The sequence below is a fragment of the Pseudonocardia sp. TMWB2A genome, from assembly GCF_017312135.1.
Map to the genome: position 1 here is coordinate 2,030,137 of NZ_QKQY01000001.1, position 17,851 is coordinate 2,047,987.

Annotated in this window: 15 protein-coding genes; 5 read left to right on the top strand and 10 right to left on the bottom strand. The window is 59.4% G+C overall.

All coding sequences use genetic code 11. The annotated features are described in order from the left end of the window. Positions 1-69: 69 nt before the first annotated feature. Genes pgeF through lgt form a run of 4 tightly spaced genes read right to left on the bottom strand, consistent with a single transcriptional unit; the run spans position 70 to position 3,320 of the window. Positions 70-837, bottom strand: coding sequence for a peptidoglycan editing factor PgeF (gene pgeF / locus DMP17_RS09475; protein ID WP_337828829.1), 768 nt, complete (start codon positions 835-837; stop codon positions 70-72). Further along, a complete protein-coding gene (locus tag DMP17_RS09480; protein ID WP_337828830.1) occupies positions 834-1,361 on the bottom strand; it encodes a GNAT family N-acetyltransferase in 528 nt (175 codons plus the stop codon). The genes pgeF and DMP17_RS09480 overlap by 4 nt, the downstream gene beginning before the upstream one ends. Further along, positions 1,358-2,413: a class I SAM-dependent methyltransferase gene (locus DMP17_RS09485; protein WP_337828831.1), complete on the bottom strand. Its 1,056-nt coding sequence runs from the start codon at positions 2,411-2,413 to the stop codon at positions 1,358-1,360. The genes DMP17_RS09480 and DMP17_RS09485 overlap by 4 nt, the downstream gene beginning before the upstream one ends. Continuing rightward, positions 2,406-3,320 carry a prolipoprotein diacylglyceryl transferase gene (gene lgt, locus DMP17_RS09490; RefSeq protein ID WP_337828832.1) on the bottom strand — a complete coding sequence of 305 codons (915 nt, stop codon included), beginning with the start codon at positions 3,318-3,320 and terminating at the stop codon, positions 2,406-2,408. The genes DMP17_RS09485 and lgt overlap by 8 nt, the downstream gene beginning before the upstream one ends. Positions 3,321-3,389: 69 nt before the next feature. On the opposite strand from lgt, the gene DMP17_RS09495 reads away from it, so the two are divergent. Further along, on the top strand, positions 3,390-5,114 hold the full coding sequence (locus DMP17_RS09495) for a class I adenylate-forming enzyme family protein (protein WP_337828833.1): 1,725 nt from the start codon (positions 3,390-3,392) through the stop codon (positions 5,112-5,114). A gap of 84 nt (positions 5,115-5,198) precedes the next feature. Next, positions 5,199-6,434, top strand: coding sequence for a cyclopropane-fatty-acyl-phospholipid synthase family protein (locus DMP17_RS09500; RefSeq protein ID WP_337828834.1), 1,236 nt, complete (start codon positions 5,199-5,201; stop codon positions 6,432-6,434). Between the two features lie 581 nt (positions 6,435-7,015). On the opposite strand, the gene DMP17_RS09505 is transcribed toward DMP17_RS09500, so the two are convergent. Then, complete coding sequence (locus tag DMP17_RS09505) at positions 7,016-9,067, bottom strand: S46 family peptidase (protein WP_337828835.1); 2,052 nt, start codon at positions 9,065-9,067, stop codon at positions 7,016-7,018. Positions 9,068-9,490: 423 nt separating this feature from the next. Then, positions 9,491-9,916 (bottom strand): DUF1801 domain-containing protein, encoded by a 426-nt coding sequence (locus DMP17_RS09510; protein WP_337828836.1) that lies wholly within the window; start codon positions 9,914-9,916, stop codon positions 9,491-9,493. An 89-nt stretch (positions 9,917-10,005) separates the two neighbouring features. Here DMP17_RS09510 and DMP17_RS09515 point away from each other — a divergent pair, with 89 nt between their 5' ends. The 3 genes from DMP17_RS09515 (at position 10,006) to DMP17_RS09525 (ending at position 13,271) form a co-directional block, all read left to right on the top strand. Further along, complete coding sequence (locus DMP17_RS09515; protein WP_337828837.1) at positions 10,006-11,223, top strand: argininosuccinate synthase; 1,218 nt, start codon at positions 10,006-10,008, stop codon at positions 11,221-11,223. 32 nt (positions 11,224-11,255) lie between these two features. Then, a complete protein-coding gene (locus tag DMP17_RS09520) occupies positions 11,256-12,263 on the top strand; it encodes a threonine aldolase family protein (RefSeq protein ID WP_337828838.1) in 1,008 nt (335 codons plus the stop codon). A 78-nt stretch (positions 12,264-12,341) separates the two neighbouring features. Continuing rightward, positions 12,342-13,271, top strand: a complete 930-nt coding sequence (locus DMP17_RS09525; protein WP_337828839.1) for a DMT family transporter — start codon at positions 12,342-12,344, stop codon at positions 13,269-13,271. A gap of 168 nt (positions 13,272-13,439) precedes the next feature. On the opposite strand, the gene murA is transcribed toward DMP17_RS09525, so the two are convergent. The 4 genes from murA to DMP17_RS09545 all read right to left on the bottom strand — a co-directional run bounded on the left by murA (position 13,440) and on the right by DMP17_RS09545 (position 17,784). Beyond that, positions 13,440-14,726, bottom strand: a complete 1,287-nt coding sequence (gene murA, locus DMP17_RS09530) for a UDP-N-acetylglucosamine 1-carboxyvinyltransferase (protein WP_337828840.1) — start codon at positions 14,724-14,726, stop codon at positions 13,440-13,442. Positions 14,727-14,780: 54 nt separating this feature from the next. Beyond that, positions 14,781-15,206, bottom strand: a complete 426-nt coding sequence (locus DMP17_RS09535) for a hypothetical protein (protein WP_337828841.1) — start codon at positions 15,204-15,206, stop codon at positions 14,781-14,783. A gap of 27 nt (positions 15,207-15,233) precedes the next feature. Beyond that, a complete protein-coding gene (gene clpS, locus DMP17_RS09540) occupies positions 15,234-15,608 on the bottom strand; it encodes an ATP-dependent Clp protease adapter ClpS (RefSeq protein WP_337828842.1) in 375 nt (124 codons plus the stop codon). 139 nt (positions 15,609-15,747) lie between these two features. Next, complete coding sequence (locus DMP17_RS09545; protein WP_337828843.1) at positions 15,748-17,784, bottom strand: 3-hydroxyacyl-CoA dehydrogenase NAD-binding domain-containing protein; 2,037 nt, start codon at positions 17,782-17,784, stop codon at positions 15,748-15,750. Between the last annotated feature and the right edge of the window lie 67 nt (positions 17,785-17,851).

Sequence of the window (17,851 nt, forward strand, 5' to 3'; positions counted from 1 at the left end):
CAACCCGCCGTTCGCCCCGACCCAGCTTATCCAACCGGGCTTATCCCCATCGGGCTTATCCAACCGGACTTATCCCAGCCCGATTAGCGCAATCTGGCAGCCATAATCGGCCTCGCCGCGATGGCAGGCGCGGCGGTAGCTGTAATAGCGGTCCTCGTTCGCATAGGTGTCGATGCCTGCCGCCTCGATCACCCGCACGCCTGCCAATGCCAGCCGATGGACGACATAGGCTTCGACATCAAACTGGTGATGCCCCGGCTTTCCGGCGGAAAAGAAGCGGTCATTGGCGTCGTCCGACGCCATGAACTGTTCGTAAAAGCCTTGGTCAACCTCGTAACTGGCGCGCGCGATGCACGGGCCGATGGCGCAGCGGATACGGCTACGGTCTGCGCCCAAGCTTTCCATGGCGGCAAGCGTGCTGTCGGTGACGCCTGCAAGCGCGCCCTTCCATCCGGCATGGGCCGCGCCGATCACACCGGCGTCGCGGTCGGCAAACAGCACCGGCACGCAATCGGCGGTGAGGATGCCGAGGAGCAGGCCCGGGGTTGCGGTCACCAGCGCATCGGCTTGCGGGCGGTCATCGGGGGCATTGCCGCGCTCGACCGTCACACAGATATTGCTGTGGACCTGATAGAGCGAGGCGAGCGCCGCGCCGGGCAGCACCGCGTCGCCCGCGATGCGCCGGTTTTCCGCGATCGTCGCCGGGTCCTCGCCCGACCCCAGCCGCGCATTGAGGCTCGCAAAGCCGCCGGTCGATACGCCGCCGGTGCGCCCCAAAAAGCCATGCGCTACCCCGTCCAAAGCGGCCGCGCGGGTAAGGGTGAGGGCCTCGCTCACAGATCGCATCTCCATATCCGGTCATCGTCAATCGTGCTGCCGACCTCGAACGGATTCTTGCCGACTTCGTAAAAGCCATAGCGCGCATAAAAACGCTGTGCGCGCAGATTGTCGATATAGACCGATAGGTAGATGCGGCGATTGCCCTGTTCGCGCGCATGGTCGAGCGCCCAGCCGATGAGCGATGCCGCAACGCCGCTGCCTTGCGCGGCGGGGGCGACATAAAGCTGGTGCAATTCGGTCGCGTCGGCGGGATCGGGTTCGCTGTCGGGGAGATCGAATTCGACCGGACCGAGCTTGATATAGCCGAGCAGACTGCCATCACCGCCCCGCGCGATGCGGAACGTCCAATCGGGACTTTCGATTTGCGCGGCGACCTTGGCGGGCGGCATCCATGTGGCGAGGAAGCTTTGCAAATCCTCCGGCGGATAAAGATGCGCGAAGGTCTTGGTGAACGTGGTTTCGGCCAGCGTGGAAATGGCCGTCGCATCGGCCATCAGCGGCGCTTCAAACTGGATAGTCATAAGCCAAAGCCTTCGGGGGCGGGCCAACGCGGAGCATAGCCTGCAAGGATTTTGAACAGGCGGCCCATCTGGTCGCCGCCAGCCAGCCGCGCCACTTGGCCGTTGATCGTGTCGGCCTGATCGGGCCGTGCCGCGATCAGCTTTTGCGCGCGCGCTTCAAGGCCGAGTGTCTTGAGCCATGCGCCCTGTTCGACCGGTCCTGCCACCTGCACCCCGCCGCTTCTGGCCGCATCGGCAAGCGCCGAAAAATCGACATGGGCGGTTAAATCCTGCTCGCCGACATTGTCGAACGGCGACACCATTTTATGCCGGTAGAGCGCCTGCAACGTGTCGCCCGCCTGTGGCCCTTCATAGCCATAGTCGATGGTCAGCATCGCGCCGCCCTGCACCGCCAGCCGTGCGGCAAGGTCGTGCATGATCGCGCTCGCCGAGGGGCAGGTTTCCAAAATAGTGCCGACCGCCGCGCGTCTAAGGTCCGCTGGCACGGCGGCATCCATCGGGATTTGCCCCGCAACGGGGAGGAAATGGCGCTCCTGTTCGGCCACCATCCGTTCGCGCCAGCCCTGTCCGGTCATCACCAACTGGCGCACGGGAAGCGCATCGAAAAATTCATTGGCGATGAGGAGCAGCGCGCCGGAGGAGGGCAGGCTCGCCACATCATTATGAAAGGTCGCATCCGCCACCGCTTCGGCCTGTAGCCCGCGCAGCACCGGGCTCATTTCGACAAAATGGACCGAAGGGCTGAGCCCCACCTGCTGCATCGCGCGCAACGCATCCTTGGCGAGCGTGCCGCGTCCGGGGCCGAGTTCGACATAATGGACGGGATCAGGCTTGCCCGCGCGCAGCCATAAATCCGCGCACCACAGGCCGATAAGCTCGCCGAACATCTGGCTGATTTCGGGCGCGGTGATGAAATCGCCCGCCGCACCGAACGGGTCGCGGGTCGCATAATAATGGCCATTGGCTTCGGCCATGAAAGCGGCAATCGAAATCGGGCCGGTCGCGTCAATCAGCCGTAATAGTTTGCGGGCCAGCGCTTGGCGTTCAAGCACGCCTGCCTGCGCTTTCTCCCCCAGCGCTGTCGCCCCCCGTGCTATCGCCCTCTGGTGCCACATTGATCGGCTTGCGCCGCGACGCGGTGAAGATCAGCCAGATGCCGATGAGCAGCATCGGCACGGTCAGGGTCTGCCCCATGGTCAGCCCCCAGGACATGGTGCCGAGATGCGCGTCCGGCTCGCGGAAATTTTCGATAGTGAAGCGCGAAATGCCATACCAGACCGCAGCGACGCCCACGAGCAGCCCCGGCTTGTTGCGCGCACCGGTTTTCCAGAACAGAAAGCTCATGATGAGGAACAGGATGATGCCCTCCATCCCCGCTTCATAAAGCTGGCTGGGGTGGCGCGGGTCATTGGTGCCGGAGGTGGGGAAGATAATCGCCCAAGGCACATCGGTCGGGCGGCCCCATAATTCGCCATTCACAAAATTGGCGAGGCGGCCGAAAAACAGACCGAACGGCACGGTGCAGGCGACATAATCACAGATTCGCAGGAAACTGAGGCCGTTTTTGCGCGCGAGAATCAGGATGCCGAGCAAAACCCCGATGACCCCGCCGTGGAGCGACATGCCGCCATCCCATAATTTGGCAATCTCCGCCGGATTGGAGGCATAATATTGTGGATTATAAAAAAGCACATAGCCCAACCGGCCACCCAATATGACGCCCAACATTCCATAGAATAACAGGTCGTCGGCATGGCGCCGGGCCATCGGCGCACCGGGCTGTGCAATCATTTTGAGGAGCAGCCAATAAGCGAGGAAAATCCCCGCCAGATAGGCCAAACTATACCATTTGATCGACAGCGGACCCAGTTGCAGCGCGACCGGATCCAAACCGAGATTGGCAAAATTGGTATATTCCGTAGCGGCACTGGCGACGGCACTCGCGAATGTCAGAAACAAGGCTTTTCCCTTCGAATTTTCCCCTCCATAGTGTCAAGAAACACGAGAACCAATAGGAGAGTAGAAACAATGGCGACGGAGCTCGATCGCAAACTTGAAGAAGCGTACCAGATTGTCACCGGTCCGGGCGGCCAGATCGAGGTCGGCGAGGTCGACTATCATGGCCATAAAGTGCCGATTATCACCAATGCTCCGCCGTCGCTTCCTTTCTATTTTGCGCATTTTTGTGCGCAGCATGGCGATGCGATTTTTCTGGTCGACGGCGATGAACGTTTAAGCTTTGCCGACACTTATACCGCGGCGCGCGCGGTTGCGGGTGCGCTTGTCGACGGCTTCGGCCTCCAGCGCGGCGAGCGGGTCGGCATCGCGATGCGCAATGCGCCTGCGTGGATTGTGACCTATATGGGCGTGGTGATGGCGGGCGGGGTCGCGACCTTGCTCAATGGCTGGTGGCAGGGCGAAGAACTGGCCGACGGCATAGCCGACACCGAAACAAGGCTGGTGCTGGCTGATTCGCCGCGCGCCCAGCGTCTGGCGACGAGCGGCAGCGATCATGGCGCGGAGGTCGTGACCATCGACGTATCGCTGCCGATCATGAAAGCGATTGCCCCGCTCACCGAACGCGGCGGTAGCGTCGATTCCTCGCTGCCGATGATTTTGGGCGATGATCTGGCGACCATCCTGTTCACCTCCGGTTCGACCGGCCAGTCAAAGGGCGCTTGGTCCACCCATCGCGCGGTGACTCAGGGGATTTTCAACTATCTGGTGCAAACGCTTTCGGTCCTCACCATTTTGACCAAGGCGGGTCAGGCCCCGACCGGCCAGCCTTCGACCTTGCTCAATGTGCCGTTATTCCACGTCACCGCCGAAATCCCCGTCATGCTGCAAAGCTTTGCGATGGGCCGCAAGCTGGTGATGATGCCCAAATGGGATGCCGAAGAAGCGATGCGGCTTATCGAGGCAGAAAAAGTCACCTATTTTGTCGGTGTGCCGTTGATGAGCTATGAAATGCTGGTCCACCCCAATCGCGGCAATTATGACCTGTCGAGCTGCACCAGCTTTGCCGCTGGCGGGGCGCCGCGTCCCCCCGAACATGTCAAGAAATTGTCCGAAGGGATGGGCGGAGGCCAGCCGTTGCTCGGCTATGGTCTCACCGAAACCAACGCGATCGGTTGCGGTAATATCAATGAAAATTATCTCGCCAAACCGACCAGCACCGGCCCCGCCACCAAGCCGCTGGTTGATCTGCGCATCATGGACGAAGCGGGCAACGAGGTCGCGCAAGGATCGGTCGGCGAAGTGTGCATCCGCTCGATTGCCAATTTCGAAGGCTATTGGAATAATCAGGAAGCGACCGACGCAGCTTTCACCAAGGACCGTTATTTCCGCACCGGCGATTTGGGCTATGTCGATGAAGACGGCTATTTGTTCATCGTCGACCGCAAGAAAGACATCATCATCCGCGGCGGCGAAAATATAAGCTGTCAGGAAGTGGAAGCGGCGATTTATGCGCATCCCGATGTCGCCGAATGTGCGGTATTCGGGCTTCCCGACGAGCGGCTTGGCGAAATTCCGGGCGCGGTCGTCCACTTCCATCCCGACACGCATATGACCAGCGAGGAATTATGCGACTTCCTCAAAAGCCATGTCGCCGCATTCAAAGTGCCGCAGCATATCTGGATTTCCGAAACCGCGCTCCCGCGCCTCGGCACCGAAAAGATCGACAAGGTCGCGCTACGCAACCGCTTCCGCGCCTTGTTCGAAGCCAAAGGGATTGAAGCCGCCGAAATGTGATACGCGGCTGGTGCGCGCCTTGCCCTTTCCTGTCCCACTGTGCCAAAGCATATCGGGACAGGGGCATAATCCAAGGAGGCGCTTATGTGGTTGATGGACAAGGCGTTGAAGCGACTGGTCCAGCACGGGACGCTGACGGTGATCGAACCGTCCGGCAAATCCCATGTCTATGGCAAGGCCGAACCCGGCTGGCCCGACCTCATCTTGCGCCTTGGGGATGATAAAGTCTCAAATTTCATCGCGCGCAACCCGCGGCTAGGCGCGGGCGAAGCCTATATGGACGGGCGCTTCACCATTGAAGGCGGCGATATTATGGAATTCGTCACCTTCATCCGCGCCAATAATCCGTGGGAAAAAAATAAGGAGCTGGAAGATGACGGCCCGCTCAAAAAGCTCGGCAAGGCCGTGGTCGGGCGCGTCAACCGCATCAACCGCCACGCCGCCGCCAAAGCCAATGTCGCGCATCATTATGATCTAAGCGACCGGCTTTACGACCTGTTCCTCGACGCCGACCGCCAATATAGTTGTGCTTATTGGACGCATCCGCAAGACGAAACTCTGGAAGAAGCGCAGCGCGACAAGAAAGCGCATATTGCCGCCAAACTGGCGCTGAAGCCGGGGCAGCGGGTGCTGGATATCGGCTGCGGCTGGGGCGGGATGGCGCTCTATTTGCACCGCGTCGCGGGTGTCGAGGTGCTCGGCGTCACCCTGTCCGAAGAACAGCTTAAAGTCGCGCGCGAGCGGGCGGAAAAAGCGGGCGTTGCCGACAAGGTGAAATTTGAACTGATCGACTATCGCGACGTTCAGGGCAAATTTGACCGCATCGTATCCGTGGGCATGTTCGAACATGTCGGCCCTGCCAATTACAATGAATTTTTCCGCCAATGCCATAATTTACTGACCGAAGACGGCGTGATGCTGCTCCACACCATTGGCCGCATCAATCCTCCGGGGACGACGGACGCTTGGACGCGCAAATATATCTTCCCCGGCGGTTATAGCCCGTCGGTGTCGGAAACCTTGGCCGCGTCCGAACCCAACCGGCTGATCATGACCGACCTTGAAACGCTGCGCCGCCATTATGCGTTTACGCTGCGCGAATGGTATAAACGCTGCGTCGCGAACAAGGACGCGATTGTCGCGCTCTATGACGAGCGTTTTTACCGGATGTGGACCTTCTACCTTGCAGGCGCGACGGCGGCGTTCGAAAGCGGCGGCATGGTCAATTACCAATATCAATTCGCCCGCAGCCGCGACGCGCTTCCGCTAACGCGCGACTATATCGCCGAGGCGGAATTGAAGTATCGCGCGATGGGGTGAATCGGTTAATCCTTCCCCCTTGATGGGGGAAGGATGTGGAGCCTTAACGAAACGAAGTTGAGTTTAGGCGAAGCTGGATGAGGGTGTTCTCTCCGTCTGGCACGGTGTTTGGTGGAGAGCACACCCTCATCCAACTACGTCTAGGCTCCTTCGTCGCCAAGACTACGTATCCTTCTCCCATCAAGGGAGAAGAAGTCACACCCTATATTTCCCGCTGTCCTACACAATCCAGATGCCGCCACAGTCGATTTCTGAATATGTGGAAGGGACGGCCTGCGGCGTGACCGACCACACGCTTGTGAAAATAAACTGCGTTTGGGTGTGAACTATGTGAATTTGTAAAATCGGGCAGAGGCCAAAAAGCCTCGTCACTCCCGCGAAAGCGGGAGTCCATCTCCTGACCGTCCGGTTTTCGGCGGGGGCGGGAGATGGATCCCCGATCAAGTCGGGGATGACGTATGTGGTAAAATGCGGGGTAGAAAAATACGGGGTGGGAAAATAACGGACCCACAAAAAACGGGCGGAGCATTGCTGTCCCGCCCGCCTTTGTCATAACCTCGGCTTTCAAAGCCGATTGAGGCTTATTTCTTACCCTTACCGGCCAGTTCCGCCACCAGCGCCGGGGCCGGATAGATGCTGGTCAACGCTTCCTGAATCGCGTCGGTTGATACCGCGACCGTGCGGTTCACTTCGCCCTGATAGCCGTAATTGCCGCCGAGCGAGTGGATATTGCCGTCGAATGCGGTGCCGATCACGCGGCCGTTGCGGTCGATGACCGGGGAGCCGGAATTGCCGCCGATAATGTCGTTGGTGGTGACAAAATCATAGACGCGGTTCTTGTTGATTTTGGCTTCATTGGCCGCGAACGCCTTGGCGACCGCGAACGGCTCATTGCCGGTCGCGCGCGTGAAGGTGCCGCCCATTTTGGTGGTGGTCGGGACCATCTGGCCATTTTCCTTCCAGCCTTCGACCTTGCCGTAACTGATGCGCAGGGTGAAGGTCGCGTCGGGATATTGGGTCGACCCATAAGCGGCAAAGCGCGCGTCGGACAGCTTTGCGCCCGCTGCCGTTGCGGGGCCATTGACCTGCTCGTCGATAAGCTTGGTCAAATCGCGGTCCATCTTGTCGAGCTTCAGCGCATATTGGATCATCGGGTCATCCGATGCCTTGATGGCCGCCGCGCCGCCTTCCCAAAGCTGCTTGCGGAAAGCAGGGTCGGCGAGCTTGGTGCCGGTCACCAGCCGCTTGGCCAAGCCTTCGGGGCTTTCCTTGCCGAGCATAAGTTGCGTCTGGCTATTGTCGGCGCCCAGATATTCACGCGCTTTGGACAGCGACCATTCCAAGGTCAGTTCTTCAAGCCAAGGATAAACCGGCTTCGCATCAAGCAATGTCTTTTGCGTCAACGGCAGCGCGCTGTCGGTAAAGCCGCGCAGCCTTTCGCTGTTCGGCTTGGTCCGCTCTTCGGCGGCGCGCACCAGCGTCTTGGCATAGCTGTAAAGGTCGCTCGACGGGCTGGAGAAGCGCACCGCCATATAATTGTCGCGATATTTGCCCATTGCGGCGGCGATATCGCCCCACGGATCGCCCAGCTTTCCGGCGCTCTTGGCCTTCAACGCCGCTTCATTGTCAGCGAGCGTTTTGAGGAAGGTCGCGTCATTCAGCGCCTTCGACCGACCGATATAGACTTTAAGGCTGTTTTCGATGCCGAACAAAGTATCGCCGCCCTCGCGCTTTTTCTCGGGGCTTTGCTCCATCGCGGTGATGAGCCGCCCGCGCAATTCGCTCATCGTGGTGAGCGTGACGGGCAGGCGCACTTCGCGTTCGAACGCAATCTGGTCGGTGGTGTAAAGGCGCGAGGTGGAGCCGGGATTGCCGACCACAAAAGTCGCTTCGCCATCCTTGGGCGCGCGGGCGTCCCATTTAAGATGCGCAGGGGTCGCGACCGGCTTGCCATTTTCATAAGCGCGCAGGAACGCGGCATCCATCGCATAGCGCGGGAAGTTGAAATTATCGAGGTCGCCGCCAAAGAAAGCCGCCGCAAATTCGGGCGCCCACACGATGCGGACATCGCTATATTTGCGGTAATTATAAAGCTTATATTCGCCGCCGCCATAGAGCGTCACGACCTGACAGCGCGTCTTGTCGCGGTCGGTGCAATTTTCCTGCTCGATCTTGGCAATTTGCGCGTCGCGCGCCTTGATAAGCGCTTCACCGCTGAGACCTGCAAAGGCGGCTTTTACATCCTTGGTAACGTCGGTGATCGCGGTCACAACCTCGGCCTGTTGGCCGGGGCAAGCGCGTTCGCGCGCGCGGTCGCCTTGGGCGTTAAAGCCGTTCGCGACAAGATCGCTATCGCCGGTCGACAGGTCCTGCAAACAGCTTACCACACAGTGATGGTTGGTGAGCACAAGGCCGGTCGAGGACACAAAGCTTGCCGAACAGCCGCCGGTCAAACGCACCGCCGCGCCGCGCACATTGTCGAGCCAGGCTTGGTCGGGCGCCCAGCCATAATCTTTGCGCATTTTTTCAGCAGGGAAGTTGTCGAACGTCCACATCCCTTCATCCGCACGCGCGGCGGTGGACGCCAATGCAAGCGCAGCGGCGGTGGTGGCGTATAAAATTTGCTTCATCATGGGACCAATATCTCCTGGGGACCGTCCTGCTTGATTAGCGGACGTGATGGCGGGCACCCTAGCCAAAACCGTCCTTTTGTCCACCCATGATATAAGGTTACCTTGTAACGGCGGGGGTTTAGGGGCGGCGATTTTACGTGTCTTGGCGGCGAGAAAGGGGTTCGCGCAGAGGCGCAGAGATTGGAGAGGCGCAGAGGGGTATGGATTGGGTTGAGGGGTGCGGGTTAACTAATGGGTTCTGACGACGCTGAAGGGTTTGGATTATTCCGGACTATAAATAATCCGTTCGTGCTGAGTAGGCTCGTTAGAGCCGTATCGAAGCGCCGGCTTGCGCAAACACCCTTCGATACGCAGCTTCGCTGCTACTCAGGGCGAACGGAGGGTAAGGGCCGATGCCGGATGGCGCAGGCTGATACCGGAATATTATCCCGGATAACGCGCGTTCATTGTCTCCCAGCTTTTGCGCACCAATTGTTCCACAATCTCCATATCAACGTCGGCCAGCTTGTTGATGTAGAGGCAGGATTTTCCGACCTTATGTTTGCCCAAGCGCGCAAGGAGCGGTTCGTCTTGGCCGGGTTGCTGATAATCCAGCACATAAAGCACAATATTGCCTTTGCGCGGCGCAAAACCGCCCCGCATCGCGGTGCCTTTATGGCCGCTGTCATAGACATAGTCATAAGAACCGAAGCCGATCATCGACGGTCCCCACATGGTCGCGGGTGCGCCCGTGACCCGCTCATAGAGCGTAAGCAATGTTTGTGCGTCTGTGCGTTTCGTAGCATCCGTTATCGCGCCGATATAATCGCGCGGGTCGATTTCGGTCGCTCTTGTCTTGGTTTCGGTCATCTTCTCCCCTTCGCGGTTGCAACATCGGCCCAGTCGGCATAGGGGCGACTCGATAAATTTTTTCCCCTGTTTCTCCAAGGAAAGTGCAGATGGCAGACGAGATCAAGCGTATTGTTTTGGCTTATTCGGGCGGGCTCGATACGAGCGTCATCCTGAAATGGTTGCAAAATACCTATAATTGCGAAGTCGTGACCTTCACCGCCGACTTGGGACAGGGTGAGGAATTGGAGCCTGCGCGCGCCAAGGCCGAACTGATGGGCGTAAAGCCCGAACATATTTATATCGACGATTTGCGCGAAGAATTTGTCCGCGATTTCGTCTTCCCGATGATGCGCGCCAATGCGCGTTATGAAGGCGATTATCTGCTCGGCACCTCGATTGCGCGCCCGCTTATTTCCAAGCGTTTGGTCGAAATTGCCAAGGAAACCGGCGCGGATGCTGTGGCGCATGGCGCGACCGGCAAGGGCAATGACCAGGTGCGTTTCGAACTGTCGGCCTATGCGCTCAATCCCGACATCAAGGTGATTGCGCCTTGGCGCGATTGGGATTTGACCAGCCGTACAGCCCTTCTTGATTATGCCGAAAAGAACCAGATTCCGGTGCCCAAGGACAAGCGCGGGGAATCGCCTTTTTCGACCGATGCGAATATGCTGCACACCTCTTCGGAAGGCAAAGTCTTGGAAGACCCGTGGGAGGAAACCCCGGATTATGTTTATTCGCGCACGGTCAATCCCGAAGAGGCGCCCGATACGCCCGAATATATCACCATCGACTTTGAAAAGGGCGATGGCACGGCGTTGAATGGCGAAACAATGTCGCCCGCCACCTTGCTTGAAGCGTTGAACGAGTTGGGCCGCAAGCATGGCATTGGCCGCCTCGACCTCGTTGAAAACCGCTTCGTCGGCATGAAGTCGCGCGGCATGTATGAAACGCCCGGCGGTGAAATTTATGCGCGCGCGCATCGCGGTATCGAACAGATTACGCTCGACCGTGGGGCTGCCCATCTCAAGGATGAGCTGATGCCCAAATATGCCGAGCTTATCTATAACGGCTTCTGGTATTCGCCCGAACGCGAAATGTTGCAGGCCGCCATCGACGTAAGTCAGGAAAAGGTCAGCGGCACGGTGCGGTTGAAGCTCTATAAGGGCAACGCCTCGGTGGTCGGACGTAAGTCGCCCAACAGCCTCTATTCCGAACGCCATGTGACGTTTGAAGATGATGCCGGCGCCTATGACCAGAAGGATGCGGCGGGCTTTATCAAATTGAATGCGCTGCGGTTGAAATTGCTGGCCAAGCGGGACCGGTAAGCCACCGTGTCCCCGCGAAGGGGGATAAATCCATGCGTTTCTTTTCCGACAATGCCGCGCCCGTCCACCCCAAGGTGATGGAGGCGGTGATTGCCGCCAATCATCAGGACACGGCCTATGATGGCGATGCGCTGTCGCAGAAACTGGACGCGGCCTTTTCGGACCTGTTTGAAACGCGGGTGACGACGCTGTGGGTCGCGAGCGGGACGGCGGCGAATTGCATCGCGCTCGCCCAATTTGCACCGGCACACCGCGCCATTTTGTGCCATGAAGAAGCGCATATCGAGGTCGACGAGTGCGGCGCGCCCGCGCTATTTTCGGGCGGGGCCAAGCTGATGCTGCTTCCCGGTGAAGGCGCAAAAATCGACGCGGGCGCGTTGGAAGCGCGGCTTGCGGGCATCCGCAACGATGTGCATCAGGTCCAGCCCGCCGCCATCTCGATCACCAATGCGAGCGAATATGGGCTGGTGTGGCGCGCCGACGAGGTTGCCGCCATCGGTGACATCGCCCGCGCCCACGGGCTTAAACTCCATATGGACGGCGCGCGCTTTGCCAATGCGGTCGTAAGTCACGTAAGCGACGGCGCATCGCCCGCTGACCTCACATGGCGCGCGGGCGTGGATGCGCTGTCGTTCGGCTGCATCAAAAATGGCGGCATGGGCGCGGAAGCCATCTTGTTCTTCGGCGAAGATGCAGGCTTTGCGCCGCAATTGCGCAAACGGTCGGGCCATTTGCAATCCAAGGGGCGGTTTTTGGCAGCCCAATTGCTCGCGATGATCGCGGGCGATCTTTGGCGCGACAATGCCCGCACCGCCAATGCGAGCGCCGCCCTCATTGCAACCGCAGCGGGCGACCGCTTGCTCTATCCGGTCGAGGCCAATGAAATTTTCCTCCGCCTCACCGCTGAAGAAGCCGCCCATTTGCGCGCCCAAGGCTTTGACTTTTATGATTGGGGAGAAGGCGCGGCGCGGCTGGTCACAAGCTGGGACCAAGGCGCAGACGCGGTGCGTCCGCTCGTCGACGCGATTGCCGCGCTATAAGACTGATAAGCAAGGCTTATCAATATTTGCGCCATTTTTGATTGGTGACGCCCATATGTTTCTGCCAAGGCCTAGGCCATGACCAAATCCGCCGAGGCCCCCGCAACGCTCCTGACGCCGCGCGTCCTTATCCCGTTCATCATCGTGACGTTGATTTGGGGGTCGACTTGGTTTGTCATTCGCGAGCAATTGGAAGCAGCGCCGCCGGTCTGGTCGGTCACTTACCGTTTCGTCATCGCAGGCGCGGCCATGATCGCGCTGATTCTGGTGCGCCGCGAAGCCTTATGGCTCGACAAAGCGGGGTGGGCCATCGCCACGATGATGGGGCTGACCCAATTCGTCCTCAATTATAATTTCGTCTATTCGGCGGAAAAATATGTGACATCGGGGCTGGTTGCGGTGGTGTTCGCGCTGCTCATTATCCCCAATAGTGTGTTTGCGCGCTTGTGGCTCAAAACGCCGTTAAGCCGTGCTTTCCTCATCGGCTGCGGTATCGCGGTCGGCGGTGTCGCCTTGCTGCTCCTCCACGAATATCGTGTCGCGGAAAGCATCGGCAAGGTCGGCGGCGGAGCGAGCGTGATGCTCGGCATCGGTTTGACGCTGGTCGCCGTTTGCTCCGCCTCGGTCTCCAATGTCGTCCAGGGGATAGACGCCGCGCGCCGCCAGCCGATGCTGGCGCTGGTCGGCTGGGCGATGCTGATCGGCGCGGTGATGGATGCGACCTTCGCCCTCATCACCCAAGGGTCGCCCGTGTTCCCGCGCGACCCTTATTATTGGGGCGGCGTCACCTATCTCGCGATTGCGGGCAGCACCCTCACCTTCCCGCTTTATTACACCGTCATCCGCGCTGTAGGGCCGGGACCAGCCGCCTGGTCAAGCGTCCTCATCCCCGTCATCGCCATGCTGATCTCGACCGCCTTTGAAGGCTATCACTGGTCAGGCCTCGCGATTTCGGGATCAATATTGGTGATCGCGGGGTTAGTGTTGGCGGTTAGGGGGAAGGAATAGCGCCCACTCTACCCGTAAAATATCGCCTGCTCCCCACACCGTTCGTGCTGAGTAGGCGCGAAGCGCCGTATCGAAGCACAGGTTGCCGAGGGACAGGTTGCGTGCGCAAAGTCCTTCGATACGCAGCTTCGCTGCTACTCAGGACGAACGGGGATAGAAAACTGCGACCTACCCGTCGCTTACCCGTTCAATATCGGCGCCGACAGCTTCGAGCTTCTCTTCGAGCCGTTCATAGCCGCGGTCGAGGTGATAGACGCGGTTGACCTTGGATTCGCCTTCTGCGGCGAGGCCTGCAAGGATGAGGCTCATCGAAGCGCGCAGGTCCGTGGCCATAACTTCGGCCCCGACCAGCTTGTCGACCCCGCGGACGACCGCGGTGCGACCGCGCACTTCGATATTGGCGCCCATGCGCGCCAGTTCAGGGACGTGCATATAGCGGTTTTCGAAAATGGTTTCGGTGAGCATCGACGCGCCATCGCCCAGCGCCAGCATCGCCATGAATTGCGCCTGCATATCGGTGGCAAAGCCGGGATAGGGTGCGGTCGATAGCGTGATCGCTTTGGGGCGGCCATTGGCCGAAACGCGCATCGCATCGCCGACCATTTCAACGCTCGCACCGGTTTCGCGCAGCGCGGCAACGGTCGCTTCCATCTCGTCGATGTTCGCGCCGACGAGGTCGAGTTCGCCGCCGGTGATGATCGCCGCGCACGCATAGCTGCCCGCTTCGATACGGTCGGACATCACGCGATAGGTCGCGCCGTGGAGGTCGGCCACGCCTTCGATGGTCAAGGTTTCGCTGCCGATACCGTCAATCTTTGCGCCCATCGCGACGAGGCAGTTGCACAGATCGACAATTTCCGGCTCGCGCGCGGCATTGCGCAGCACCGACGTGCCGCTCGCCAAAACGGCGGCCATCAGCGCATTTTCGGTCGCACCGACCGATACGACGGGAAAGGTATAATCACCGCCGGGGAGGCGGCCTTTGTTGGGCGCGACCGCTTTCACATAGCCTGCGGCCAGTTCGATTTCCGCGCCCAAGGCTTCGAGCGCCTTCAAATGGAGGTCGATCGGGCGGTTGCCGATCGCGCAACCCCCGGGAAGCGAGACGGTCGCTTCGCCCGCGCGCGCGAGCATCGGCCCCAGCACGAGGATCGACGCGCGCATCTTGCGGACAATGTCATAGGGCGCGACGGTCGAGGTAATCTTGTTCGCCCGCGCGGTCATTACGCGGCCGAAATCGCCGGGGTTCGAGCCTTCAATCGTGGTCGAAATACCGAACTGGTTGAGCAAATGGCCAAAGCCGTCCACATCCGCAAGGCGCGGGAGGTTGCGCAAGGTGAGCGGCTCGTCGGTCAGCAGCGCACATGGCAATAAGGTGAGCGCGCTATTCTTTGCGCCGGAGATGGGAATGCGGCCCTTGAGCGTGTGGCCTCCACGGATGACAATCTGGTCCATCCGCTTTCTCTTAGCGCAAGCGTGAATCCGCGCAAGAGGGCGTGCGAAATGGCGTCAGCTAAAAGTGGTTTCGTCCACCGGTTTACCGGCAAACCATGCGCGCACATTTGGCAGGAATAACAGGATAAGGAGGATGGTGCCGACGAGATGCTGCCCCATGGTCGCGGATAAAGGCCCGGTGCCTTCGCCTTGCAACAGGCCGAGTATCCCCAGCACGAGACCCGCCCCTGACAGGATGATATAAATCCAGCGCGCGACATTGCTGCGCTTCCAGATGAACAAGAGCAGCAAGAGATTAACTGCGAACCCGAAGAAAAGCCCGATGATGGTGATGGTTTTGGCGGTTTCCAACGACAATCCGCTGCCTGCATTGGCATTGGTGACCAACACGTCCCAGTTGGTCAGGATAGAGAACAGGCCGAAGGCAAGCAATGCAATCTGGATCCACGCGAACCAGTAAATTTCCTTGGGCCGTGTCATGTCACTTTCCCCCTTATTGTGCCGGTTTTAGGCGACTTCTAATGTGCATTGCAGCGGATGCTGGTTCGCGCGCGCGCAGTCCATCACCTGATTGACCTTGGTTTCAGCGACTTCATAGCTGAACACACCGCACACACCGATGCCTTTTTGATGGACCTGCAACATCACGCGGGTCGCTTCTTCGATGTCCATGCGGAAAAATTGTTGCAGCACCAGCACGACAAATTCCATCGGCGTATAATCATCGTTGAGCATCAGCACCTTATAAAGCTGCGGCTTTTTGGTACGCGCACGGGTTTTGGTGGCGAGACCGGTGGAGGGGGTCGCCGGTGCGCCCTCGCGGGTCTTGTCCGGCCCTGCCATGCCATGCGGAGGGGGTGTTGATACATTGTGGAAAATCATGATGGGCAGAATATGGCAAGAGCGATGCGAAGTGCAAGATGCAAGACGCGACCTTATGGTGCTATTGGGTGCCGCCCGATCAAAAGCTGGTTAACCGAACAAACGCCCCGCCTTCCGGAAAAAGGAGGGGCGTTTTTTATCAGTTAAACCGGCCTTTTGTTTCCGCTTTTTCCTTGAGCAAGGGCGCGACCTCCAGCCCGTGCTTTTCTAGGCCAGCGACAATTTTGTCCGCGCCTTCAAGGTCCGCCCAGAACATCGGGCCGCCGCGATAGACGGGCCAGCCATAGCCGTAAATCCAAACCACATCCACGTCGCTCGCGCGCTGGGCCTTGCCTTCGGCGAGGATTTTCGCGCCTTCATTGACCATCGGGTAAAGCGTGCGCTCGATGATTTCTTCATCGCTAATGTCGCGCTTTGGCTTGCCCGATTTGGCGGCAAATTCGTCGATAATCGCCTGCACCCGCGCCGACGGGCTGGGATTGCGCTTATCGTCATAATCATAAAAGCCCGCGCCCGTTTTCTGCCCGAACCGTCCTTCGGCACAAAGCGCATCACGGATGCTTTCAATGCGCGCGGGGTCACGGTGCCAGCCAATATCGACACCGGCAAGATCGGACATTTGGAACGGTCCCATCGGCATCCCGAATTCGACATGGACCTTGTCGATTTGCTGCGGGGTTGCGCCTTCCATGAGGAGGTTCATCGCCTCGACTTGGCGCGGCGTCAGCATCCGGTTGCCGATAAAGCCGTGGCACACGCCCGCAACCACCGCGACCTTGCCGATTTTTTTGGCGACCGCCATCGCGGTGGCCAGCACATCGTCGGCGGTCTTGGCGCCGCGCACCACTTCCAACAGCTTCATCACATTGGCGGGCGAAAAGAAATGGAGGCCAAGGACATTTTCCGGGCAGCTGGTCACGCTCGCAATCTCGTCAATGTCGAGATAGCTGGTGTTCGACGCAAGGATGGCGCTGTCCTTGGCAATCGCATCGAGTTTGGTGAAAATCTCCTTTTTCACCTCCATATTTTCATAGACAGCCTCGATGATGAGATCGCAATCGGCAAGTTCGGTAAGGTCCAGCGCGGTGGATAATAGCCCCATCGCGCCTTCGACCTGTTCGGAGGTCATGCGGCCTTTGGCGGCGGTGGATTCATAATTTTTGCGGATGGTGGCAACGCCCCGGTCCAACGCTTCTTGCGCGGTTTCGATCATCGTGACGGGGAGGCCTTTGGACAGGAAATTCATCGCAATCCCGCCGCCCATCGTGCCTGCGCCGATAATGCCGATTTTGGCGACAGGGCGCAGCGCGACATCTTTGGCGATGCCGTCAATTTTGGAGGCTTTGCGTTCGGCAAAGAAGATATGGCGCTGGGCCGCCGATTGGGTGCCCATCATCAGCTTCATAAATTCGGCGCGTTCGAACGTCATGCCTTCATCAAACGGTAGCCGCGTGGCCGCCTCGACACAGGCGAGGTTGGCATAAGGTGCATCAAAGCCGCGCCACTTGCGCGCATTGGCGGTTTTGAGCGCGTTTATCGCGTCCGCATCGGGCGCAATGGGCAAATCGCGCGTCGGGCGCGGGCCTTTGGCGATTTTGGCGCGGGCGAAGGCAATCGCGTCTTCGGCAAGGCTGGTTTCGCCTGCCAGTTCATCGACAAGGCCTGCTTCCTTGGCTTTGGCCGCCGAAATCGGCGCGCCGCCGCTTGCCATTTCGGCGGCAAGCGCGACCCCAACAAGGCGCGGCAGGCGCTGCGTGCCACCTGCGCCGGGGAGCAGGCCAAGCTTGACTTCGGGTACGCCCAATTTGGCCGACGGCACCGCGATGCGATAATGCGCGCCGAGCGTGGTTTCTAACCCTCCGCCAAGGGCCGTGCCGTGAATTGCAGCGATGACCGGCTTGGGCGAAGATTCCATCGCATTGATGACGCTGTTCAAATCCGGCCCCTTCATGCCGGTGGCAAATTCGGTAATGTCCGCGCCCGCAATATAGGTCGCGCCTGCACAGCGCAGCACCATCGCCTTGAGGCTGTCGTCGCGCTGTAATTCTTCCACCGCGTTCAAAATCCCCTCGCGCACATGCCAGGACAAAGCATTGACGGGCGGGTTATCGACAATGGCAACCAGCACATCGTCATGACGTTCGGTGGTGACGGTTTGCGGGGCGGTTTCGGTCATCTTTCTCTCCAAAAATAGCTCCTCCCTTTTGCGGGAGGGGTCGGTGTGTTGCGGGAGAGTTACAGGC